The 22816-nt window shown below is 62.8% G+C and carries 23 protein-coding genes, 1 tRNA gene and 1 pseudogene; 13 read left to right on the top strand and 12 right to left on the bottom strand.

The window, feature by feature from the left end; genetic code table 11:
- Positions 1 to 21 precede the first annotated feature (21 nt).
- Positions 22 to 351 carry a c-type cytochrome gene (locus WS75_RS10555; protein WP_059680619.1) on the top strand — a complete coding sequence of 110 codons (330 nt, stop codon included), beginning with the start codon at positions 22 to 24 and terminating at the stop codon, positions 349 to 351.
- Between the two features lie 143 nt (positions 352 to 494).
- Here WS75_RS10555 and WS75_RS10550 read toward each other — a convergent pair whose 3' ends face one another.
- From WS75_RS10550 to WS75_RS10540, 3 genes are read right to left on the bottom strand one after another with little or no spacing between them, the layout of a single operon-like run.
- Positions 495 to 1238, bottom strand: coding sequence for a DUF2486 family protein (locus tag WS75_RS10550; RefSeq protein ID WP_059680439.1), 744 nt, complete (start codon positions 1236 to 1238; stop codon positions 495 to 497).
- Positions 1239 to 1263: 25 nt separating this feature from the next.
- Entirely contained in the window at positions 1264 to 1680 is a 417-nt protein-coding gene (locus tag WS75_RS10545; protein ID WP_059680438.1) for a DNA polymerase III subunit chi, read from the bottom strand.
- A gap of 34 nt (positions 1681 to 1714) precedes the next feature.
- Positions 1715 to 3226, bottom strand: a complete 1512-nt coding sequence (locus WS75_RS10540) for a leucyl aminopeptidase (protein WP_059680437.1) — start codon at positions 3224 to 3226, stop codon at positions 1715 to 1717.
- A gap of 122 nt (positions 3227 to 3348) precedes the next feature.
- Here WS75_RS10540 and lptF point away from each other — a divergent pair, with 122 nt between their 5' ends.
- From lptF to WS75_RS10525, 3 genes are read left to right on the top strand one after another with little or no spacing between them, the layout of a single operon-like run.
- The gene (gene lptF / locus WS75_RS10535) at positions 3349 to 4440 is read left to right on the top strand and encodes an LPS export ABC transporter permease LptF (RefSeq protein ID WP_059680436.1); all 1092 of its coding nucleotides are present in this window, start codon (positions 3349 to 3351) and stop codon (positions 4438 to 4440) included.
- Between the two features lie 3 nt (positions 4441 to 4443).
- A complete protein-coding gene (lptG, locus tag WS75_RS10530) occupies positions 4444 to 5592 on the top strand; it encodes an LPS export ABC transporter permease LptG (RefSeq protein ID WP_059680435.1) in 1149 nt (382 codons plus the stop codon).
- A 25-nt stretch (positions 5593 to 5617) separates the two neighbouring features.
- Complete coding sequence (locus WS75_RS10525; protein WP_059680434.1) at positions 5618 to 6001, top strand: sirohydrochlorin chelatase; 384 nt, start codon at positions 5618 to 5620, stop codon at positions 5999 to 6001.
- A gap of 79 nt (positions 6002 to 6080) precedes the next feature.
- On the opposite strand, the gene cobA is transcribed toward WS75_RS10525, so the two are convergent.
- The 6 genes from cobA to WS75_RS10495 form a co-directional block, all read right to left on the bottom strand.
- The gene (gene cobA, locus WS75_RS10520) at positions 6081 to 6830 is read right to left on the bottom strand and encodes a uroporphyrinogen-III C-methyltransferase (protein WP_059680433.1); all 750 of its coding nucleotides are present in this window, start codon (positions 6828 to 6830) and stop codon (positions 6081 to 6083) included.
- A gap of 75 nt (positions 6831 to 6905) precedes the next feature.
- Positions 6906 to 8222, bottom strand: a complete 1317-nt coding sequence (locus WS75_RS10515; protein ID WP_059680432.1) for a sulfate adenylyltransferase subunit 1 — start codon at positions 8220 to 8222, stop codon at positions 6906 to 6908.
- 22 nt (positions 8223 to 8244) lie between these two features.
- Complete coding sequence (gene cysD / locus WS75_RS10510; protein WP_059603846.1) at positions 8245 to 9207, bottom strand: sulfate adenylyltransferase subunit CysD; 963 nt, start codon at positions 9205 to 9207, stop codon at positions 8245 to 8247.
- A 75-nt stretch (positions 9208 to 9282) separates the two neighbouring features.
- Positions 9283 to 10026, bottom strand: coding sequence for a phosphoadenylyl-sulfate reductase (locus tag WS75_RS10505; protein WP_059680431.1), 744 nt, complete (start codon positions 10024 to 10026; stop codon positions 9283 to 9285).
- Positions 10023 to 10565 (bottom strand): DUF934 domain-containing protein, encoded by a 543-nt coding sequence (locus WS75_RS10500; RefSeq protein ID WP_059680430.1) that lies wholly within the window; start codon positions 10563 to 10565, stop codon positions 10023 to 10025. Before WS75_RS10500 ends, WS75_RS10505 begins: the two co-directional genes overlap by 4 nt.
- 25 nt (positions 10566 to 10590) lie before the next feature.
- Positions 10591 to 12270, bottom strand: coding sequence for a nitrite/sulfite reductase (locus WS75_RS10495; protein ID WP_059680429.1), 1680 nt, complete (start codon positions 12268 to 12270; stop codon positions 10591 to 10593).
- A 214-nt stretch (positions 12271 to 12484) separates the two neighbouring features.
- On the opposite strand from WS75_RS10495, the gene WS75_RS10490 reads away from it, so the two are divergent.
- The 8 genes and pseudogenes from WS75_RS10490 to WS75_RS33495 all read left to right on the top strand — a co-directional run bounded on the left by WS75_RS10490 (position 12485) and on the right by WS75_RS33495 (position 19904).
- Positions 12485 to 13426: a CysB family HTH-type transcriptional regulator gene (locus tag WS75_RS10490; RefSeq protein WP_009689198.1), complete on the top strand. Its 942-nt coding sequence runs from the start codon at positions 12485 to 12487 to the stop codon at positions 13424 to 13426.
- 64 nt (positions 13427 to 13490) lie between these two features.
- Positions 13491 to 14648, top strand: coding sequence for an ABC transporter substrate-binding protein (locus WS75_RS10485; RefSeq protein ID WP_059680428.1), 1158 nt, complete (start codon positions 13491 to 13493; stop codon positions 14646 to 14648).
- 93 nt (positions 14649 to 14741) lie between these two features.
- Positions 14742 to 14826 (top strand) — tRNA-Leu (locus WS75_RS10480).
- A 175-nt stretch (positions 14827 to 15001) separates the two neighbouring features.
- Positions 15002 to 15772 carry a tyrosine-type recombinase/integrase gene (locus WS75_RS34900; protein WP_306453402.1) on the top strand — a complete coding sequence of 257 codons (771 nt, stop codon included), beginning with the start codon at positions 15002 to 15004 and terminating at the stop codon, positions 15770 to 15772.
- Positions 15773 to 15787: 15 nt separating this feature from the next.
- A pseudogene (locus tag WS75_RS34895) lies at positions 15788 to 16234 on the top strand (tyrosine-type recombinase/integrase); the annotation flags it as partial.
- Between the two features lie 495 nt (positions 16235 to 16729).
- On the top strand, positions 16730 to 17521 hold the full coding sequence (locus tag WS75_RS10470; RefSeq protein ID WP_059680427.1) for a DUF5677 domain-containing protein: 792 nt from the start codon (positions 16730 to 16732) through the stop codon (positions 17519 to 17521).
- A 451-nt stretch (positions 17522 to 17972) separates the two neighbouring features.
- Positions 17973 to 19004 carry a hypothetical protein gene (locus WS75_RS33500; protein ID WP_156429756.1) on the top strand — a complete coding sequence of 344 codons (1032 nt, stop codon included), beginning with the start codon at positions 17973 to 17975 and terminating at the stop codon, positions 19002 to 19004.
- A 3-nt stretch (positions 19005 to 19007) separates the two neighbouring features.
- Positions 19008 to 19904 (top strand): hypothetical protein, encoded by an 897-nt coding sequence (locus WS75_RS33495; RefSeq protein ID WP_156429755.1) that lies wholly within the window; start codon positions 19008 to 19010, stop codon positions 19902 to 19904.
- Between the two features lie 253 nt (positions 19905 to 20157).
- On the opposite strand, the gene WS75_RS10455 is transcribed toward WS75_RS33495, so the two are convergent.
- Genes WS75_RS10455 through WS75_RS31850 form a run of 3 tightly spaced genes read right to left on the bottom strand, consistent with a single transcriptional unit; the run spans position 20158 to position 22462 of the window.
- A complete protein-coding gene (locus WS75_RS10455; RefSeq protein WP_059680424.1) occupies positions 20158 to 21246 on the bottom strand; it encodes a type VI immunity family protein in 1089 nt (362 codons plus the stop codon).
- A gap of 5 nt (positions 21247 to 21251) precedes the next feature.
- The gene (locus WS75_RS10450; RefSeq protein ID WP_059680423.1) at positions 21252 to 21956 is read right to left on the bottom strand and encodes a VRR-NUC domain-containing protein; all 705 of its coding nucleotides are present in this window, start codon (positions 21954 to 21956) and stop codon (positions 21252 to 21254) included.
- On the bottom strand, positions 21953 to 22462 hold the full coding sequence (locus tag WS75_RS31850; RefSeq protein ID WP_082729558.1) for a PAAR domain-containing protein: 510 nt from the start codon (positions 22460 to 22462) through the stop codon (positions 21953 to 21955). The genes WS75_RS10450 and WS75_RS31850 overlap by 4 nt, the downstream gene beginning before the upstream one ends.
- A 238-nt stretch (positions 22463 to 22700) precedes the next feature.
- Here WS75_RS31850 and WS75_RS10445 point away from each other — a divergent pair.
- Positions 22701 to 22816: transposase (locus WS75_RS10445; protein WP_059680422.1), on the top strand; the 116-nt coding region annotated here is incomplete at its 3' end.

Genomic DNA, 22816 nt, shown 5'->3' with positions numbered 1-22816 from the left:
GTTCCGCCGGTGGAGAACCGCATGAAACAGACGATATCGCGCGCGCTGCTCGTGGCGCTGCTGACCGGCAGCGCGTCGGCGGCACACGCCGACCAGGCGAGCGACGGGCTCGTGCTCGCGCAGCGCAAGAACTGCATGGCCTGCCATGCGGTCGACAAGCCGCTGATGGGCCCGTCGTTCCACGACATCGCCGGCAAGTACGCGGCACGTGCCGACGCCGTCGATTACCTCGCGCAATCAATCGTGAAGGGGAGCGTCGGCGTGTGGGGCGGCGTGCCGATGCCCGCCAATACGCAGCTGACGAGCATCGAGGCGCGCACGCTCGCGCAGTGGGTGCTGTCGCTCCACTGAGCCGGATGACCGGGCGCACGCACACACGCCGCGCTTGGCGCCCGGCACGGTTCCATGCCGCACGTTGCAACCGGATCGGCGATCGTCAGCGACGACGATCTGAGCCGCGCCCGCGGCGCCCGCGCACGACAGTCGCCGTGCGCTCAGCCTGAACGACCCGTCCGGCGGTGAGCGATCTCTTCGTCGACCGCGTCGCGAACCCATTCCATCACTTCGGTTTCGAGCGCCAGCGCCACTTCGCGCGTGATCTGGCCGACCAGCCAGGCCGTATGGTCGTGCAGCGCATCGCGGCAGCGCGCCTCGATGGCCTCGCGCCCTTCCCCGGTCAGATAATTCGTCAGCCGATTGCGCAGACGCTCGGCGATATGGTGCGCGTCCTCCGGCGTCAGCGCGGCGGCCGCACGCGACTCCGAGAGCGCTGCGTGAGCAAGATGATCGGTGGCCAGCCCGTCGGCAGCCGGTGCGACCACGTGGGACGCCATCGCTGCGCCGGGCTCGTGCTGCGTCGCGGCAACGCCGGCCTGCTGCCCGTCGTCATCGGCCAGCGCGGAGCGCAATGGCGCCAGCGCCGCAGCCGACTCCTCGGCGACGACGTGCCCGGCGGCACCGGGTTGCGCCGGCGCATCGCTGTCGCCCGGCAGTTCGACGGCCGGGACGTCCGGCGTCGGCACCGGCTCGATCACCACGAATTCGGGATCGGTTCCCGCGCGGTCCGGCGCGGCGGACACCATGGCCGGATGGCCTGGCGCGACTACGTCGGTCAGCACCGGCACGGCGGCATCGTCGCGCGGCGGCGCATCGGTCGCGGACGAACGCGCCGGCACCGGCTTGCCCGGCACCAGCACGTCGGTCAGTGTCGGGATCGAAGAGGATTCGGCTTGTGTCACGGGGACGCTCCGTCGACGGTTTCGGCTAGCTGCCTTGCTTGTAGTTGTTCAGCGCGTATCCGCGATCGCGGTAGAAGCGGTAGCGTTCGCGGCCCGCGGCCAGTTCGTCCGGCGCATTGCCGACCACCTCGAGCAGGCGTTCGAAGCGCGCGAACTGCGCGGGCACGGCCGCGCCGAGGTTCAGCAGCACGTGGTGATGCGGCGCCTGGTCGAGATCAGCGGTCAGCACGATCGGCGTGTTGGCCGCGTGCGCGCTGTCGACGCCGCAGTGCGGAATGAAATCGAGCGGCGAGAACGTCCAGAGCCGCTCGTCGAGCGCGCGCAAGCGCGCGGGTTCCGCGAGCACGACGACCGGCTGCCCGGCCTGGTAGGCCTTGCGCAGCAGCCGGCATGCGTACGCGAGCGAATCGCCGACGTTCGAATGGAAATCGATTCGCGTCATTGCCCGCGCACCCGCATCGTCGTGAGACCTGCCATCACTGGCCGGCGCGGTCGATCAGGAACTGCGCGAGCAGCGGCACCGGACGGCCGGTCGCGCCCTTCGCCGCGCCGCCCTTCCATGCCGTGCCGGCGATGTCCAGGTGCGCCCAAGGATAGCTGTCGGTGAAGCGCGACAGGAAGCACGCCGCCGTCACGGCGCCGGCCGGACGCCCGCCGATGTTCGCGATGTCCGCGAAATTCGACTTCAGCTGATCCTGGTATTCGTCGTCGAGCGGCATGCGCCACGCCGGATCGTTCGCTTCGCGCGAGGCGTCGAGCAGCTCGCCCGCGAGTGCATCGTCCGTCGAGAACAGGCCGCTGTTGTGCCCGCCGAGCGCGATCACGCAAGCGCCCGTCAGCGTCGCCACGTCGATCACGGCCGCCGGCTTGAAGCGTTCGGCATAAGTGAGCGCGTCGCACAGGATCAGGCGGCCCTCGGCGTCGGTGTTGAGCACCTCGATCGTCAGCCCCTTCATGCTGGTGACGATGTCGCCCGGCTTCGTCGCGTTGCCACCCGGCATGTTCTCGCAGGTCGGCACGATCGCGACGACGTTGATCTTCAGGCCCATTTCGGCGACCGCACGCATCGTGCCGAGCACCGAGCCCGCGCCGCACATGTCGTACTTCATCTCGTCCATGCCCTCGCCCGGCTTCAGCGAGATGCCGCCCGTGTCGAACGTGATGCCCTTGCCGACCAGCACGACCGGCGCGGCCTTCGCGGCGGCGCCCTGGTAATGCAGCACGATGAACTGCGGCGGCTCGACCGACGCGCGCGCGACCGACAGGAACGAGCCCATCTTGAGCGCCTGGATCTGCTTCAGGCCGAGCACCTCGACCTTCAGACCCCAATCCTTCGCGATCTTCTTCGCGGTATTGCCGAGATAGGTCGGCGTGCACACGTTGCCGGGCAGGTTGCCCAGGTCGCGCGTGAGGTCCATCCCGTTCGACAGCGCGACGGCCTGCTTGACCGCCAGCTTCGCCGCCTTTTCATCGGCCGGATTGACGCTGAACACGACGCGCTTGAGCGCATGCGACGCCGGTTCCGGCTTGCTCTTCATCTGCATGAAGCGGTAGGTCTCGTTGCGCAGCGCGAGAATCGCCGCACGCACGCCCCAGTCGGAGCCGCGCTCGTCGACCGGCAGTTGCGCGAGCGAGAACGTGGCCTGGACCACCTTGGTCGCCAGCAGCGCGCGCCATGCGGCCGTCGCCGCGTCGTTGTAGGCTTTCTGATTGAAAGCATCCTGCTTGCCGAGGCCGACGAGCAGCACGCGCGACGCGCCGATGCCCGATACCTCGGGCAGGAACAGCGTCTTGCCGCGCTTGCCGTCCATGTCGCCGGCCTTCACCACGCGCGAGATCAGCCCCTTGGTGGCCGTGTCGATGTCGAGCGCCGCGCCCGAGAGAGTCTGCGCCTCGAAGATGCCGAGCACGATGCAGTCGGACTTCCCGGTCAGGAACCCCTTGGCCTCGCCTTTGCTCCAATCACAGCCTTTTATGCTAAAGTCCATCGCGCTTGTCCTCGGATAAAATCTGGGCTAAGGATGAAAGCCGCAATTATCCGCTATTTTTCCCGTGGCGGCGCGAGCGCTCCACCACGCGTGCGCAGCCTCCCGCCCTCTTCTCATCAAGAATGATCTTCGAACGCTCCCTCCAGCGCGAGCTTGCGTATACGGCTGGCGCCGTGTTCATGGTGCTGCTCACGATCATGCTCACGACGATGATGATCCGCATCGTCGGCTATGCCGCGTCCGGCGAAATCGATCCGCGCGACGTGCTCGTGCTGATCGGCCTGACCGTGATCGGCTATCTCGCCGTGATGCTCGTCGTCACGCTGTTCGTGTCGATCCTGTTCGTGCTGACCCGGTGGTACCGGGATTCCGAAATGGTCGTCTGGCTCGCGTCGGGCGTGAGCCTCACGCGCCTGATCAAGCCGATCGGCGTGTTCGCCACGCCGATCGTCCTGCTGATCGCATTCTTCGCATTCGTCGGCTGGCCGTGGTCGAACCAGCAGAGCAAGATGATCAAGGCGCGCTTCCAGCAGCGCGACGAGATCTCGCTGCTCGCGCCGGGCCAGTTCCGCGAATCGGCGTCGAACCATCGCGTGTTCTTCATCGAGAAGATGTCGCCGGACCAGAGCAAGGTGCAGAACGTGTTCGTCACGTCGACCGAGAACGGCAAGGTCAACGTCGTGGTATCGCACACGGGCCACACGGAAACGAAGGACGGCGATCGCTTCGTCGTACTGGAGGACGGCCGCCGCTACGACGGCACGCCCGGCCAGCCGAACTTCAAGATCATGGAGTTCCAGCGCTACGGCGTGAAGATCACGAGCACGCCGGTCACCAACGTACCGACCACCAACAGCACGCCGACGCCCGACCTGCTGCGCAACCCGACGCGCGACAACCTCGCGGAATTCGCGTGGCGCGCGGGGCTGCCGCTGATCGCCATCAACCTGATGGTGCTCGGCATTCCGCTGTCGTACCAGAACCCGCGCCGCAGCCGCACGATCAACCTCGTGATGGCCGTGCTGATCTACCTCACGTACTCGAACCTGCTGAACGTCGTGCAGGCGCAGATCGAGCAAGGCAAGATGTCGTTCGGCGTCGGCCTCGTCGGCCTGCACCTGGTCGTCTCGGCGATCATCGCGTTCATCTTCTGGTTGCGCGTGCGCAATCGTCCGCTGTTTACACGCGCGCTGTTCGGCCGCTCGGGAGCATGATCGATGCGGCTCTATGAAAAATACTTCGCGCGGCAGATCTACGTCACGTTCGTCTTCATCCTGTTCGCGTTCTCGGGCCTGTTCTTCTTCTTCGACCTGATCAGCGAACTGAACTCGGTCGGGCACGGCAACTACAAGTTCGGCTACGCGGTGCTGCGCGTCGCGCTGCAAACCCCGTCGCGCTTCTACGAGATCATCCCGGTCGCCGCGCTGATCAGCGCGATCTACGTGTTCGCGCAAATGGCGGCGAACTCGGAATTCACGATCTTTCGCGTGTCGGGCCTCGCGACCAACCAGGCGCTGCGCTCGCTGCTGAAGATCGGCATTCCGCTCGTGATCATCACCTACCTGATCGGCGAATTCGTCGGCCCGTACGCCGACCAGCTGTCCGAACGCGTGCGGCTGCAGGCGCTCGGCGCGTCGGTGTCGTCGAACTTCCAGTCGGGCGTGTGGGTGAAGGACACGCTCGCGGCCCGCGAGAACGGCGAGCAGGTCACGCGCTTCGTCAACGTCGGCAGCCTGTCGCCCGATTCGACGATCAGCAACGTGCGCATCTACGAATTCGACTCGAAATTCCAGCTGCAAAACGTGCGGATCGCGCAGACCGGCCGCTACGAGCCGCCCGGCCACTGGCTGCTCAAGGGCGTGACGGAAACCGAACTGACGCCGATCAAGCCGGTCAGCGGCGCACCGGCCGACGCGCTGAACCCCGTATACCGGTCGCAGCAGGTGATGCTGCCCGAATACCGGCTGCGCTCGGACCTGACGCCGCAGATCCTGTCGGTGCTGCTCGTGTCGCCGGAACGGATGTCGCTCATCAACCTGTTCCGCTACATCCAGCACTTGCGCGAAAACCAGCAGGACACGCAGCGCTACGACATCGCGCTGTGGCGCAAGCTGCTCTACCCGTTCGCGGTGTTCGTGATGCTCGTGCTGTCGCTGCCGTTCGCGTACCTGCATACGCGCGCCGGCGTGGTCGGCGTGAAGGTGTTCGGCGGCATCATGCTCGGCATGAGCTTCCAGCTGCTGAACACGCTGTTCTCGCACATCGGCACGCTGAACACGTGGCCCGCGCCGCTGACCGCGGCGACACCGGGCCTCATCTATCTCGCGCTCGGCCTGTTCGCGCTCAAGTGGGTCGACCGGCACTGAGCGCCGTCACGACGGAGGCTTCGACATGAATTCGCACGGCATCGTCCTGTTCGGCCACGGCGCACGCGATCCGCGCTGGGCCGAGCCGTTCGAGCGGCTCGCCGCACGGCTGCGCGCGGCCGGCTCCCCTGCCCCGCACGTGTCGCTCGCGTTTCTCGAGCTGATGACGCCGTCGCTCGATACGGCCGTTGCCGCGCAGGTCGCGGCCGGCTGCACGCGCATCACCGTGGTGCCCGTGTTCTTCGGCCAGGGCGGCCATGTGCGCCGCGACCTGCCGCAGCTCGTCGACGCGTGCCGTGCCGCGCATCCGGGCATCGAGATCCATTGCGCGACGGCCGTCGGGGAAGACGACGGTGTGCTCGACGCGATCGCACGCTACTGCATCGACCAGCTCGGCCGCGACGCATAAGCGAACCGGTGGCCCAAACAAAAAAGCGCTGGCTTCCGAAGCCAGCGCTTTTTTTGCGCCTGCGAACCACGCGCTCGACTCAAGCGGCGTCCTGCAGCGCATCGCCCGCTTTCACGCGCCGCACGCGTTCGGCGAACGCATCGCCGATCATCAGCAGGCTCGGTTCCGCCGGGTCGAGCCACGCCTGCGCGTCGCCCGCCGCCATCTGCGCAAGCGTGAGCGTCAGCGTGCGCTCGCGCGCGGTGCTGCAGGCCTCGACGATCGCCACCGGCGTCGCGGGCGCACGGCCCGCGTCGATCAGTTCGCGGGCGATGCCCGGCGCGCTGTCGCGGCCCATGTAGTAGACGATCGAATCGGCACGCGCGGCCTCGCGAATCTCGTCGCTGCCCGGTGCGCGGCTGTGCGTCGCGAACGCGACGCTGCGCGACACGCCGCGCAACGTCAGCGAGCGCTTCAGCGTCGCCGCGCCGGCCAGCGCCGCGGTGATGCCCGGCACGACCTCGTAATCGATGCCGGCCGCCTCGAGCGCGCGCATTTCTTCTTCGGCGCGACCGAACAGCATCGGATCGCCGCCCTTCAGGCGCACGACGCACGCATGCTCGCGCGCCGCGTCGACGATCTGCTTGTTGATGAAGTGCTGCGCGGTCGAACGCTGCCCGCAGCGCTTGCCGACCGCGATTTTCCGCGCGTTCGGCGCATAGTCGAGCATCGCCGGCTCGACGAGCGCGTCGTGCAGCACGACGTCGGCTTGCTCGAGCAGCCGCGCGCCACGCACCGTGATGAGGTCCGCAGCGCCCGGCCCTGCTCCGATCAGATACACCTTGCCCATGTTTGTCGCTTCGCTTGTCCTGCTCGTGGACGGCAACCGGCGCGCGCCGCCCGCGCGGGCGGCGCTAAACGCCAGTTATGCCGAGAACGCCCGGATCATGCCGGCGGCGACCGTATGATGCGTCGCCTCGTCGATCAGCACGAACGCGCCCGTGCCCGGGTGCGCGTCGTACGTGTCGCACACGATCGGCTTCTGCAGCGTCAGCGCCACGCGGCCGATGTCGTTCATCTTCAGTTCCTGGCGGTCGGTCGCGTGCGACAGCGTATGCACGTCGAGCACTTCCTTGACCGCGCCGATCTTCGCGAACACCGTGCTCGTGGTCTGCTTCAGCAGATACTTGCGCTGCGGCGACAGCGGCGTCTCGTCGAACCAGCACAGGTCCGCCTCGAGCTTCTTCGCCGGCGCGACCGTCTCGGCGGTCGTGACGAACATGTCGCCGCGCGACACGTCGACGTCCTGGTCAAGGCGGATCGTCACGGTCTGGCCCGCGAATGCGTGTGCCACCGACGCGGTGCCGCCCGGCACCGGCGCGACGATCTCCGCGATCGTCGCGGTGCGGTTCGACGGCAGCACGACGATTTCGTCGCCGACCTTCACCTCGCCCGATTCGATCCGGCCCATGTAGCCGCGGAAATCGTCGGCCGAGCTGCCGTCCTGGCGTGCGACCCACTGCACCGGGAAGCGCAGCGCGTCATGGGCCTGCGTCTCGACCGGCAGCGATTCGAGCACGTCGAGCAGCGGCTCGCCCGCATACCACGGCATGCGCTCGCTCGCGCCGACGATGTTGTCGCCCTTCAGCGCCGACACCGGCACGAAACGCACGTCTTTCAGGCCGAGCTGCTTCGCGAGTGCAACGTACGCATCGCGGATCTCGTTGAAGCGCGCTTCGCTGTAGTCGACGAGGTCCATCTTGTTGATCGCGACGATCACGTGCTGGAGCGCGAGCAGCTTCACGATCGCGCTGTGACGCTTCGTTTGCGGCAGCAGTTCCGCAACGCCGTTCTCGACCGTCACGCGCGTCGCGTCGACCAGGATGATCGCCGCATGCGCGGTCGATGCGCCCGTCACCATGTTGCGCGTGTACTGCTCGTGGCCCGGCGTGTCGGCGATGATGAACTTGCGCTTCGCGGTCGCGAAGTAGCGGTATGCGACGTCGATCGTGATGCCCTGCTCGCGCTCGGCTTCGAGCCCGTCCGTCAGCAGCGCGAGGTCGATCTCGTCACCGACCGTGCGCTTGTTCTTCGCGCGCGACAGCGCGGAAAGCTGGTCGGACAGCACGGCCTTGCTGTCGTACAGCAGGCGGCCGATCAGCGTGCTCTTGCCGTCGTCGACGCTGCCCGCGGTGATGAAACGCAACACGCCGAGGTCTTCGGTGTTCTCGATGATGCTCATGATGTGAATGTCCTCGTGTGCTTCAGAAATAACCTTGCTTCTTGCGCTGTTCCATCGCGGCTTCGGATGCCTGATCGTCCATCCGGGTCGCGCCGCGTTCGGTGATCTCGGTCACCGCCGTCTCGGCGATGATCTTCTCGACGTCGTCCGCATCGCTCTCGACCGGGCACGTGCAGCTGATGTCGCCGACCGTGCGGAAGCGCACCTGCGCGAGTTCGCTCGTCTCGCCGTCACGCATCGGCGTGAGCGGCGTGACCGGCACGAGCAGACCGTTGCGGCGCACGATCTCGCGCTGGTGCGCGTAGTAGATCGACGGCAGTTCGAGGTTCTCGCGCGCGATGTACTGCCACACGTCGAGCTCGGTCCAGTTCGAGATCGGGAACACGCGCAGGTGCTCGCCCTTGTGCAGGCGTGCGTTGAACAGGCTCCACAGTTCCGGGCGCTGCGCCTTCGGATCCCACTGGCCGAATTCGTCGCGGAACGAGAAGATCCGCTCCTTCGCGCGCGCCTTCTCTTCGTCGCGGCGCGCACCGCCGATCAGCGCCGTGTAGCCGTGCTGCTCGATCGTCTCGAGCAGCGTGACGGCCTGCGCGGCGTTGCGCGAATCGGTTTCGCGGCGCAGCACGACCGTGCCGCGCCGGATCGAATCCTCGACGTGGCCGACCACCAGCTCGGCGCCGAGCTCTTGCGCACGACGGTCGCGGAAGTCGATCACTTCCTCGTAGTTGTGGCCCGTGTCGATGTGCACGAGCGGGAACGGCAGCGTCGTCTTGCGGTTCGCGCCGAGGCCGAACGCCTTCAGCGCGAGGTGCAGCACGACGACCGAGTCCTTGCCGCCCGAGAACAACAGCGCCGGCTTGCTGCATTCGGCAACGAGTTCGCGCAGGATGTGGATCGACTCGGCTTCGAGCCAGTCGAGGTGGCCCATGCGGTCGTCGGCACCGGTGGGCGGGGCAAAGGCGGATTGCTCGAGCGTCGTGCTCATGATTTCAGTCCTTCTCTTCTGGGTTCGTGCCGCCCGCTGTCGCAGGCGGCGCAATATTCGGTTTCTTGTCGGCTTTCAGTGCGCGGCGCCGGTTTCGGCATTCGCGGGAATCGGCGTGATCGTGATGTGCAGCCCGCATTCCTTCGTGTCGCGCGACTCCCACCACCAGCGGCCCGCCCGGCTGTCCTCGCCGGGGCGGATCGCGCGCGTACACGGCTCGCAGCCGATGCTCGGATAACCGCGGGCATGCAGCGGGTTGACCGGCACGTCGAACGCCTTCAGGTACGCCCATACGTCGGCTTCCGTCCAGTCGGCGAGCGGGTTGTACTTCGCGATCCCGCGCGCTTCGTCCTGCTCTTCCTCGTGCAGCTCGGCACGCGTCACCGACTGCTCGCGGCGCTGGCCCGTTACCCACGCACCGACGTCGGCCAGCGCGCGGTTCAGCGGCTCGACCTTGCGGATGTGGCAGCACGACTTGCGCAGCTCGACGCTTTCGTAGAACGCGTTCAGGCCGTGCTCGGCGACGTACTGGTCGATCGCGTCCTGGCGCGGGTGAAACTGCTCGATCTCGTAGCCGTAGCGCTCGCGCACGCGGTCGATCATGCCCAGGGTTTCCGCGTGCAGGCGGCCGGTGTTCAGCGAGAAGATGCCGATCGACACGCCCTTCGACAGGATCGCGTGCGTGAGCAGCATGTCTTCCGCGGCGAGGCTGCTCGCGAACTTCACCCTCTCGTGGCGCGCGCCGATCTGCGCGAGCAGTGCGTCGAGGCGCTCGACCTTCGCGGCGAGTTCCGGCGTCAGTGCGGTCGCGGTGCTCATGCGTTCACCTTGGCGTCGGCCGTGGCGGCGCGGCGGCGGAACAGCGGTGCCGGCTCGTCGAACGCGCCCTGATAACGCTGCGTGAATTCGCCGAACGCGTTCAGCGCGTCGCGGATGTCCTTGTCGGCACGCACCGCGAATGCGTCGAAGCCGCAGCGCGACATGTACAGCAACTGGTCGCGCAGCACGTCGCCGATCGCGCGCAGCTCGCCGGTCCAGCCGTGGCGCTCGCGCAGCAGGCGCGCGATGCTGTAGCCGCGGCCGTCCGCGAAGCGCGGGAAATCGACGGCGATCAGCGAGATCGCACCGAAGTCGGCCACGAGATCGGCCGGCTCGCTGTCCGGCGCGAGCCACACGCCGAGTTCGTCCTTCGTCTTCGCGGCGACGAGCGCCGCGCGCTCGGCCTGCCACAGGGCGAACGGCACCAGCACCTTGCCGGCCGGCAACGCGTCGACCGCGGGCAGCGCACCGTCTTCCGCCGCGCGCACGACCTGCCATGCGTCGTCGATCACTGCGCGGTTCTTGATAATCGAAGCCATCTGCAAATTCCTTCTACCCGGTTGGTTACGCGTTCACTGCCTGGCGCGCTGCATACACGCGCTCCTTGAACGGTGCGATGCCGATGCGGTCGTACGTGTCGATGAAGCGCTCGCCGTCGATGCGTGCCTCGACGAACGTGTCGATCAGCTTCGCGATCACGTCCGGCACTTCCTCAGCGGAGAACGACGGCCCGATCACGCGGCCGAGGCGCGCGCCGTTGCGGCCCGTGCCCTGCTCGCCGCCAAGCGACACCTGGTACCACTCGGCCCCGTCCTTGTCGACGCCGAGGATGCCGATGTTGCCGACGTGGTGGTGACCGCACGAGTTCATGCAACCGGAAATGTTCAGCGACAGGTCGCCGAGGTCGTACACGTAGTCCAGATCGTCGAAACGTTGCTGGATCGCCAGCGCGATCGGGATCGACTTCGCGTTCGCGAGCGAGCAGAAATCGCCGCCCGGGCACGCGATGATGTCGGTCAGCAGGCCGATGTTCGGCGTCGCGAAACCGGCTGCCTTCGCCTTTTCCCACAGCGCGAACAGGTCGCGCTTCTTCACGTTGGCGAGGATCAGGTTCTGCTCGTGCGACACGCGCAGTTCGCCGAACGAGTACGCGTCGGCCCAGTCGGCCACCAGGTCCATCTGCGCGTCGGTCGCGTCGCCCGGGGCCACGCGGTGATCCTTCAGCGACAGCGTGACGGCGGCATAGCCCGGCACCTTGTGCGGCGCGACGTTGCGCTCGACCCAGCGCGCGAACGCCTTGTTCTCGAGCAGGTGCTGTTCGAACGATGCGTCGGTGTCGGCGAGCTTCTCGTAGACGGGAGGCTTGAAGTATTGCGACACGCGGTCGAGTTCGGCCTGCGTGAGCGTCGACGGGCCGTCCTTCAGGTGCTGCCACTCTTCCTCGACCTGCTGCGCGAACTTCGCGGGCGACAGCGCCTTCACGAGGATCTTGATACGCGCCTTGTACAGGTTGTCACGGCGACCGTAGCGGTTGTATACGCGCAGCACGGCTTCGCAGTAGGTCAGCAGGTGCTGCCACGGCAGGTCTTCCTTGATCACCGCGCCGACGATCGGCGTGCGGCCGAGACCGCCGCCCGCAAGGATGCTCGCGACCACTTCGCCCTGTGCGTTCTTCTTCAGGTACACGCCGAGGTCGTGGATCTGCACGGCCGCGCGATCGTGCTTCGAGCCGGACACCGCGATCTTGAACTTGCGCGGCAGCCATGCGAATTCGGGATGGAACGTCGACCACTGGCGCAGGATTTCCGACCACGGACGCGGATCGATCTCCTCGTCCTGAGCGACGCCGGCGAACTGGTCGGCCGTGATGTTACGGATGCAGTTGCCCGACGTCTGGATCGCGTGCATCTGCACCGACGCGAGCTTCGCGAGGATTTCGGGCGTTTCCTCGAGCTGGACCCAGTTGAACTGGATGTTCGAGCGGGTCGAGAAGTGGCCGTAGCCGCGGTCGTGTTCGCGGGCGATGCGCGCCAGCATGCGGAGTTGCTCGCTGCGCAGGTTGCCGTACGGAATCGCGATGCGGTGCATGTACGCGTGGCGCTGCATGTACAGGCCGTTCTGCAGGCGCAGCGGACGGAACTCGTCTTCGCTCAACTCGCCCGACAGGCGGCGGCGCACCTGATCGCGGTACTGCGCGACTCGCTCGTCGACGATCGTCTGGTCGTACTGGTCGTACTGATACATTCGGGGACCCCAGGGTTTTCGTGGTGACCGCGCGACGTCCTAGCCACGTCGCGCCCGAATCTCCGTTCCGCCGTCACCGCCCCCATCCGCTGCCGGGTGGATTGCTAATGACGAAAACAGATATCCATATTTGAAAAACTCCGGTGAATCGTAATAAACTCGCCTTATATTTCAAACGACTAAAAAATTCTGTTGATATGCGGAAGGGTTATAAATGAACCTGCACCAATTTCGCTTCGTGCGCGAGGCCGTCCGGCAGAATTTCAACCTCACCGAGGCCGCCAAGGCGCTCTACACGTCGCAACCGGGGGTATCGAAGGCGATCATCGAGCTCGAGGACGAGCTCGGCGTGGAGATCTTCACGCGGCACGGCAAGCGCGTGCGCTCGCTGACCGAGCCGGGCAGGATCATCCTCGCGTCGGTCGAGCGGATTCTTCAGGAAGTCGAAAGCCTAAAAAGGGTCGGAAAAGATTATGCAGCGCAGGATCAGGGCAACCTGACCATCGCAGCGACCCACACGCAGGCCCGCTACTCGCTGCCCGCCGCGATCGCCGAATTCAAGAAGCGCTTTCCGAAGGTGCATCTGTCGATCCTGCAGGGCAGCCCGACGCAGGTCGCCGAGATGGTGATCCACGACCAGGCCGATCTCGCGATCGCGACCGAGGCGATCGCCGACTATAAGGAACTCGTGTCGCTGCCCTGCTTTCAGTGGCACCACGCGGCCGTCGTGCCGGCCGACCATCCGCTGCTGGAGCGCAAGCCGGTCACGCTGGACGATCTGGCGCAGTATCCGCTGATTACGTATGACGACGCGTTCGCGGGCCGCAAGAAGATCAATCACGCGTTCGCGCTGCGCGGGCTGTCGCCGGACATCGTGCTCGAGGCGATCGACGCCGACGTGATCAAGACCTACGTCGAACTCGGCCTCGGCGTCGGGATCATGGCCGACATCGCGTTCAATCCCGAGCGCGACCGCAACCTGCGGCTGATCCCGGTCGGCCACCTGTTCGGCAGCAACGTGACGCGCGTCGCACTCAAGCAGGGCGCCTACCTGCGCAGTTATGTATATACGCTGGTCGAACTGCTGTCGCCGACGCTGAACCGCAAGCTGATCGAACAGGCGCTCAAGGGCGAATCCGAATCGTACGAACTTTGAGCGGCGTGTATAACCACGGGGGCGCATCTCGCGCCCCTTTTTGCTGTCCGACGGAGAATCCCGCATGACGCCTCCCGCCCTGTTGCGCCGCGCCGCCGGCGCCGCCCTCGTGCTCGCCTGCGCGGCCGCGCATGCCGACCTGAAGGTCGGCGTCGACCTGTCGTCGACCGGCCCGGCCGCCGCGATCGGCATCACCAGCAAGAACGCGATCCTGATGTGGCCCAAGACGATCGCCGGACAGCCGCTGCAGGTGACGGTGCTCGACGACGCGTCCGATCCGGGCGCCGCTGTGCGTAACATCCGCAAGCTGGTCGACGAGGATCAAGTCGACGTCGTGGTCGGGCCGAACATCACGCCGGCCGCGCTCGCGGCGCTCGACGCGGTGGCGGCCGCGCAGACGCCGATGATCACGCTGGTCGGCTCCGGCGCGATCGTCGAGCCGCAGGAAGGCGCGCGGACCTGGGCATTCAAGATGGCGCAGAGCGACAGCGCGATGGCCGACGTGATGACGCGCTACATGGCCAACCACGGCGTGAAGACGGTCGGCTTCATCGGCTTCGCGGACAGCTACGGCGACAGCTGGCTGAATGAATTCACACGCTTCGCGGAAGTCCGCAAGATCCGCGTGATCGCGACGGAGCGCTTCAACCGCACCGACGCAAGCGTCACCGGCCAGGCGCTGAAGCTGATCGCGGCGAAGCCGGACGCGATCCTGATCGCGGGCTCGGGCACGCCGGCCGTGCTGCCGCAGCGCACACTGATCGAGCGCGGCTACAAGGGCGCGATCTACCAGACACACGGGATCGCGACGCCGGAATTCATCAAGCTCGGCGGCAAGGACGTCGACGGGACGCTGTTCCCGACCCAGCCGGTCGTCGTCGCGCGTACGCTGCCGGCCGACCATCCGGCCCGCAGGGCCGCGCTCGCGTTCGTCGATGCATACGAGGCGAAATACGGCGCCGGCACCGTCACGCAGTTCGCAGGCGACGCGGCGGGCGTGTACCCGCGCCTTGCCGACGCAGTCGGCCGCGCGCTCAAGGCCGCGCAGCCCGGCACGCCGGCCTTCCGCGCGGCGCTGCGGCGCGAGCTCGAACGCGCGCACGAACTCGTCGTGCCGAACGGCGTCGTCAACACCAGCAACAAGGATCATGTGGGGCTCGATCAGCGCGCGAGCGTGATGGGGATCGTGAAGCACGGCCAGTTCGTCTACTTGAGCCAGTAGCACGGACAGCCGCCGGAAAGCTTGCCCGGTGCCCCGTTTTCCGCCATAATTTGCGTTTCGCCGCGCACAATCGCATGCGCGGCCAGGATCAAAGCCCAGGTGGTGAAATTGGTAGACGCAGGGGACTCAAAATCCCCCGCCGCAAGGCGTGCCGGTTCGATTCCGGCCCTGGGCACCATGACATAGTTCCGGGAGGTTCCCGGAAGTACCGAAACCCGCGTCAGCTCTAGGCTTTCGCGGGTTTTTTCGTTTCGGAAGGTCCCAAGTGGAACCGGGAAAGCCCCAAAAATCGGGGGTAAGATCGGGGGTACGGTTTGCCGATTTGGGGGTAAGCCGACGACAGGGACCAACATATGCTTTCAACACCCCTCACCGACGTCCGATGCCGCACCGCCCGCTATGCAACCGGCGGCACCGGCAACAAGCTGTTCGACGCCGGCGGCCTGTTCCTTGAGCTCCGTGCCAGCGGGGCGAAGAAATGGCGTCTCAAATACCGGTTCAATGGCAAAGAAAACCTACTGACGTTCGGGGACTATCCGCTCGTTTCCCTCGCCGAGGCTCGCGCCAAGCGCGACGAAGCCAAACGCACGCTCGCGGCCGGCCTCGATCCCGCGATGCAGCGCGATATGACCCGTCATGCCCAGATCGTTGCCACCCAGAATACGTTCGAAACCGTAGCCCGCGAATGGCATGAAATGCAGCACGGCACTTGGAGCGCCGACCATTCTCGTCGCGTCATCGATCGCCTCGAAAACGACGTGTTCCCTCACCTCGGTCGGCGACCCATCTCTGAAATATCCGCGCCCGAGCTCCTAGCCGTGATCCGGCGTATCGAGAGTCGCGGCCCGCTTGAAACCTCCCGAAAAACGCATCAGACATGTGGCCAGGTGTTTCGCTACGCGATCGCCACAGGCAGGGCAGAGCGCGACCCGTCGCCCGATTTGCGCGGTGCGCTCAAAACACGTCCCGTTAAGAACATGGCCCGTGTCAGCGAAGGAGAATTGCCGGAGCTGCTGACGGCGATCGACAACTACGACGGCGACAAGCGAACCAAGCTGGCGTTGCGTCTGCTTTCTCTGACGTTCGTCCGCACCGTCGAGCTGCGCTTCGCAGAATGGTCATAATTTGACCTAGAGCGCGCCGAGTGGCGCATCCCGGCTCCGCGTATGAAGATGCGTCAGCCACACATCGTTCCGCTATCGAGACAGGCGCTCGCCGTCATCCAGGCTATCCGCGACACGACGACGAACAAGCGCTGGCTGTTGCCTAGCCCGCGCAACCCGGAACAGCCCATCAGCGAAAACACGATCCTGTACGCGCTGTATCGCATGGGCTTTCATGGCCGCATGACCGGGCACGGCTTCCGGGGGCTCGCGTCGACCATACTCAACGAACGCGACTTCAATCCGGACTGGATTGAGCGTCAGCTTGCGCACACCGAGCAAAACAGCATCCGGGCCGCCTATAACCACGCGCAGCATCTACCGGAGCGGCACCGCATGATGCAATGGTGGGCTGACTATCTCGATCAGCAAAGCGGAGCGAACGTCAAACCGATGGACACTGGCACGCTGCGCGCTGCCTAACTTCTCGCAACCTACCGCTTGCGGAGTCGCAAGACGATTCAGTGCCAGCAACCTTTTACGTCCAGCACGCGAGACCGCGACGGAATACCGCGCCCTCAGGGCCGCCGGAAGTACGCGCCCCCCGGGCAAACTACAACGATCGGCAGCGAGGGCCGTGGTGCGTCTCCTGATGCGCCAGAGGGGCATTCGCGGGGCGGAATCAGGCCCGAAGATGCCGCCCGCGCCCCGGCGCGCGCAGTTGTGACCCCGCCCCACCTGCCCGTAAAAATGAACGGTTTTTGTGCATACATGCGCTGGCGTCTCCGGGCCGCCCAGCGCGGGCCAATCGGCGACCGACGGGCCAATTCTTCTATGCACTTTTATGCACCTTGGTTATGCAGTCTCGGCGTTTCTTCGCCTGTGCCTCGCAATCCGACAGAACTGTGAGCGCCGGTAGAGGTGCTGGGGTATCGTTTGCGGACGCGTTCGGAGCGACGCGTACTACGGGGGACACATATGCCAATTGACGACAGACTGGTGCTGGCGGGCACCGCAGCGAACGAACTGTTCGAGACGATTCTCGCCCGAATGGAGATGGACGACACCACACAGACCCGTGCGGCCGGGATGCTTGTCGCGTCCATTGCGGAGATGGCGAACGCGGCAATGCTTCTTATGGGTACGCCGTTGCAATCACACGCGCCCGTATTGCTGCGTTCGATGCTGGAGGCGCTCGTCGATCTGAAATGTTTGCTGGCGGACGATGGGTATTTGGATCAGCTTGAGTTCAATGACGCGCTGCAACTTGTCAGGGTGTTTCGCGACTTTGCTGAATCGCCGGGCTTCATGGAGAGCGAAGAGCGCCGCCAGCAACTCGCCGAAATGCGGACGCAGACGGAAGCGCGATATGAAGCGTTGCGCTCGGGACACGCCGAGGTCAGCACACGAGACCTGTTCGCCAGAGCAGGTATGCCTGCCGACTACGTTGCATATAGGACGTATTGCTCCTGGACGCACAACAAGCTGTTCGCGTTGCGAGGGCGACACGGCGCGCACGGCACGGTGAGAACGGGGCAGCCGATGCCCGACGATATGCAGCGAAGTGTCATCACGAACTCCGTGAGCATCTACGCGCGCGCGATGCAAACGGTTCCTGAGTTCACCACGAACGTCACTGCGGAAGAAGTGCGCGAGGTGATTGGCGCAGTCGACGAGGTCATTACTCAAGCGCTGCCGCCTGGTTGGGGGCGAGATAGATGGGTTTCGCGTGCGGTGCCGCAGCGTTCAACTTGCGACACTCTGGGCTGATGCAAACAGAGCAGGCAAAATGACTCGACTCGCACCGGCCGGAGAGGTGCGACGTCACAAGACAAGAAGTGCCGCGGTGCTTTCTCGGGCCGCGCAGAGTGCCTGGCCGGCTCGACATCCCAGCCGTCGTGGCCAGGATTGCCTGGCGTTTCACCAGGTAGAGGAACCGTGCAAAGTCACGCGCGATTATGGGCCTACGTTTGACAGAAGATAAGAGATAATTTGGGAACGTTTGTCGAGTTCATGACCCGTACGCGATCCGGCGTGGATACGACAACAATTTGCCAACGGCTACGGGGAATGGTGAGATGTGTCTTATTTTCGTTTGAGATGTGCTTACACCTCACCAATCGTCACCTATGTTTTCGGGTCGGTTGCTGCAGATAGCATTCGCATCACTTCCTCAAGCGCTTCGTTTTACAACCTTACCAAACTTCCTTAGGGAGAGGTCATGAGTTTGACTGTTCATAGCGTTGAATCCGATCAGGTTATTAGAAGTACCTTTATTAGTGCGCAAGCGGACTACGAATTTGCACTAGAAAACCTTGTCCCCCTGATCGGGAGGCTTGATATTCAGCGCGAAGTTCAGAATCCGAGATTTTACGAACGACTGGCAAAGGACATAGTGAGCGGCTGCATTATGCCGCCCATTACACTCGCCATTGTAGACGAAGATGCCGTCAAACCAAGAACCAAACCCGAGGCAAAGAAATTTGTAGTTGAAAATATCAGCAATTTCTTTGTCCTTGACGGTATGCAGCGGCTTAATACAATGGATCGCGCACACAAGCGCTCACCCGACACATTTCCATTGGAAAGACCGGTATTTCTAAATATCCTGATTTGCCATTCCATGGATTTATTGCTATACCGAATGATCACCCTAAATAACGGCCAAAAGCCAATGACGGCCCGCCATCAAATCGAAATTGTTGCGTCAAATTTGTATGACTTTGACGGCACTGGGCTGCACGTCCAGGCCGAAAAAAGGGTGGCAGGTCAAAAGAGAAAGAGAGGCGCATTTAAGAAGGCAGACCTAATCAAGGCGTACCTTGCGTTCTTGAGCGAAAGCGTCAACGTCGATAATGATAAAATAATCCAGGAAAAGATGGATGAGCTTCTCGCATCAAAGATTATGAACTCAGACATTACATCTTCTGAGAGCAGCTTTGAGGACGTGGTAGCGCAAATAGATCGACTCTATGATCAAGATGAAACTAGAGACTGGATAATGAGCCAAAACAACCTCATTGGATTCTGCGCTGGCGCCCGGAAATCGGTCTCCCGCATTAGCAAATTAGCCGATGATAAGATCGCAAGCTCAATTTCCGTTTTTGAGGACGCCTTTTCTGGGATCAACGTTTCGAAAATCAAACTTGGAAATGCCCGCAGAAAAGCGGTTCAACATTTCATCGAAAATATTTCACGCATGGTGAAACTAGACTCAGAGGAGATGCTTGACGAGATTAGCCAGGAGATTTGATGAATGTTCTCTAACGGGTATCTCAGCGTAGATAATGCGAATCGGTTGCGCGACGAGGGGCGAGCAAAGATATTGCAGCTAACCCCTAAGAGCCAGTCTTCCCTTGTTCTTTTTAGAATACTGCTTGGCGGAGTAAAAATCGACGCCGGAGGCAGAACCGCGATTCAATCAAATAATTTCTTCGTAATTGATTTCCCAAAAATAAATGGGTTTACTATAAATTCCGACATTTTGCGAGCCTTCCCCGGATTGGGGGAGCAAGATAGATTTGGGAATTTTTTATCGTATACGGTCGCCGCATCTCTGGATCGCTTCTTTCGCGCCACAGGGACAAATAAGGGTTTTTTCGAGGTTTTGCTGAATGAGATGGCAAGGTCGTTTGTAGCCTCATCTACCGGCAACGACCTTTCGGCGTTCGTATATGTATACCGAGCGCTAGAGCACATGAGCTATGCATTACCCTTCTTTCATGCGCGCCATGCAAACAATTATGTCAAGGCGTTTAATGATTTGAGGAATTTGATAGCATCAGGAGATGCTGAGTTAAAATTTTGCGACAAATTTATAGGATATCTATTCTCCGGAGATCCCGTATTTTCCAGTCACAAGTATCGATTCAAATTTGACGGTGGATTCTCCACAAAATACGAAAAATATCTGAAGAACGTCCATTCCAGACACTGCACAATAAATTCTAGCGTTGTGGAAATTCCATTTCTACAGTCATTCGGATTCCTCGTTGACGTAAGAAATAAATTTTTTCATCACTTATCGGGTAGCAACCAAAGCGCATCCTCGAGGGAGATTGAAGATGCCGACGTGTTCTTTCGGCCGATTAATCGAGTTGCCTGGTCTATCATTTCTCTGGTGCTCGGGCGGATGATCGCTGCGGAAATGTAGAATTAAATTGGCCATTTGATCGTCACTGTTATGAGTCGCATTAGTCATCCGTCACGACGACTAGCGCTCAATTCAGAACTCACTCGAGTATGTCATTATGCGCCTCCAATCCTAGCAAGGACCTGGTCACGCCACCAGCAATTTGAAAAGTGGTAGCAGGAAGGGAGGAATGTAAGTCGCAGTTCCCTTCCCGCGTGCGAGAGGGCTTGCTAGAGCAGTTTTAATGCACCCGCTCCAACGAAGCCCCTAATGCTCACACGCGCTCCGGCAACGTGCAGTCGGTATCGAGTGTCGGCAAGTGCAGTAGCTTCGCCTTGTACTCGAAAAGCTGATCGTCAGGTACATCGAAGCGTCGCAACCAGTCATCGCTTTCGGCCGTCGTAGCGAAATACGGCGATGCCGAGCCTGGCTGGCCGATCTGCAACTGCCATACGGAAGGAATGCGCACCGATTTGAGGGCTGCATTCAGGATCACGTAGTTAGGTGGCGGAACGGGCGTCCCGTTCTCATTGCCGTCGGCCGGCGAGCCAGATTCAGGGCGCCGGCCAGCCTGGATCACAACGCCGCCGTTCAGATCGTAGAGCGCGTACCAGTTTGGAGGCAGTTCGTTTCGCAGGGTATCGAGCCCGCCAGCCTTGTCGAGCAGTTCCTTGTCGAGCGCAGTAAGCCAGCCGACCGTCTTGATGCCGTCACGCAGGCGTGCCGCCTGCAGTAGCGGTTCGCCAACGTCAAGTGCAATCATCTGCTTTGCGAGCTGGTATTCCGTCGGCACGTTTGCTGCCGTTTTCGCGAGACTGAGATTCACTGCGTATCCGGCATACCCACTGACAACTTTGAGCCGACGGGCGAAGTCTACGAACAGTTTCTGGAACGCAGCAGGGTTCTCGGCGATGTACAGCAGCGACGTGGAAAATGTCAGCGTGTTCAGACCTGCATGCGGGCGAGCCTCGCGCCAGCGTTGCTGACCGAACACCTGAAAATGCCAGAACCCAGCGTCGGCTGAGGCATCCCCTGATGTCACGTATGCGGTCAGTGCGGCCTTGTCGGAGTAGGACGTGAATGTGCCGGAGGGAAGGTTTCCGCCCTTGATCTTGACGGGTTCCTTGCCGTCCTGCCAAAGCCATTTCAATTCGTCCTTCGCGATCTCGCGATATTGCTCGTAGCACTCCGATATCGCCCGGCGTACTTCAGGGTCCGCAGCGTTACGAAAAAACAGTGCGCCACGCACAACGACGGCAGCACCAACATAGTCGTGCTTGTCGGTCGGCTCGAGCGCTCCACCGGGAATCAGCGCTTCGAGCTGATGTGCTTTCGCGTATTCGATGAATGCTTTGTCGGTCATGTCAGTTAGAGAACTGGAACGGGTACAGAAGGAGGCATGCCGCCTCCTGGGGCGGGGTCAGCTCCGGTTTGGTTGAGCAGCTTCCTCACCTGCCTTCCAATCGACGAGAAGGCGTCGCGCAGCGCGTCGGCGGTCGGACTGGATGACTCTTCGCCTCCGTCGTCGGGGCAGCCACAGGTCGCCGGATCGAGTTCCGTGACCTTTGCGTGCGGGCCCGCGATTTCTTGGTAATCCGCTATCTGCTCGATGTCACGTTTGTCCGGCGGGAATTTCATTTCGACCACGCCGGATAGATTATCTTGCGTGGGCGGCTTTCCGGGGTCTTTGACGATCACGACATCAGGTCGTCGAATCCAGCCAACGCCAGGGACGTAGCCTTCCGGGTAGTGAGCCTTGATCCAGTTCGGAATAAACCCGTGCGGCTCGAGCGGATTTCGCGACGACATGATAGGCGCGGGCGGGTATTCGTTCATGTTGTAGCTGATTTCAGGCTTGTAGATGCTATCGCCCCTAGCATCCAGCGCGTTCAGCTTCGTCGCCACGCATGCCTGCTTTAGTCGGGCGCCGACAATGCTGATGTTCGGGCCTTTCTTGCATTGGCAAAGCGCTCCGCAGAGTACTTTTTTGTCCTGTTGATCGAGATCGCCGCCGAGATACACCTTAGTCGTCGTACCTTCGGTCGACATTCCGCCGGGGACATCATGGCTCATTCAGGCTTCTCCCGACCAAATATCAGGGAGGCCGGCGAGTCTGCGTGATGCCACTGAGTGTAACCGTCGGCATCGGTTGTGCCGCTGATGGTCTGACCCTCTGGCGTTCGCAAACTGTACGGGCTATTTGCGGCCGGTTGCCCGTCCGCGCCGACGACCTGGAATCGACCGCGATATCGCTCCGTTGAATCATCGGCCTCATGCCGTGCTGACATCGTGGTCCCGCCAGAACCCACGGGAACGTTCGCAACGGCATTGCCCTGGCTAGCAATCAGTGTCGCGCCACATGCGGTCATGTCCCCCTGAAATGCCGCTCGCCGACCATCGAAACTCATACCGGGATTCTTGCTGGTGACGATCGGAAATACCCCCTTGCACTTCGGGCAGGTGACCATCGTGCCAACAAACGCAATCGGCCGACCGTCGATAAAAGTAATCGCTCCGGATGACAGTACAGTGCCACCGTGGTCCGTATGATCGCCCTCTCGAATGAACGCGAATCCCATGCTGAACTCCTATGACGAAATCCGCGGGGACTGTAGCACGCGATATCGATACGTAACCACCCTGTCAAAGTTGACGGGGAGAACGTGCGCAGCGAATTCATACGCCCCTCTGCACCAGCCCGTCGCAGGCCGACACAAAGGGGGAATGGGATGCGCCGTCAGTCAGGGTGACCTGAGACGTTTCTTGTAGCCATCCGGCAAGTGAGTTCTCTTTTATCCTAGGGACAAGGAGGACTCGATGAAGAAGCGATTTACCGACGAGCAGATCATCCGCATCTTGCGCGAGGCCGAGAGCCGGGATGAGCCGGTGAAGGATCTATGCAAGCGCCACAACATTTCGGAACAGACGTTCTA

It is taken from the genome of Burkholderia sp. FL-7-2-10-S1-D7 (assembly GCF_001524185.1).
GTDB lineage: Bacteria > Pseudomonadota > Gammaproteobacteria > Burkholderiales > Burkholderiaceae > Burkholderia > Burkholderia diffusa.
This window is presented reverse-complemented; position numbering and strand designations above follow the sequence as displayed.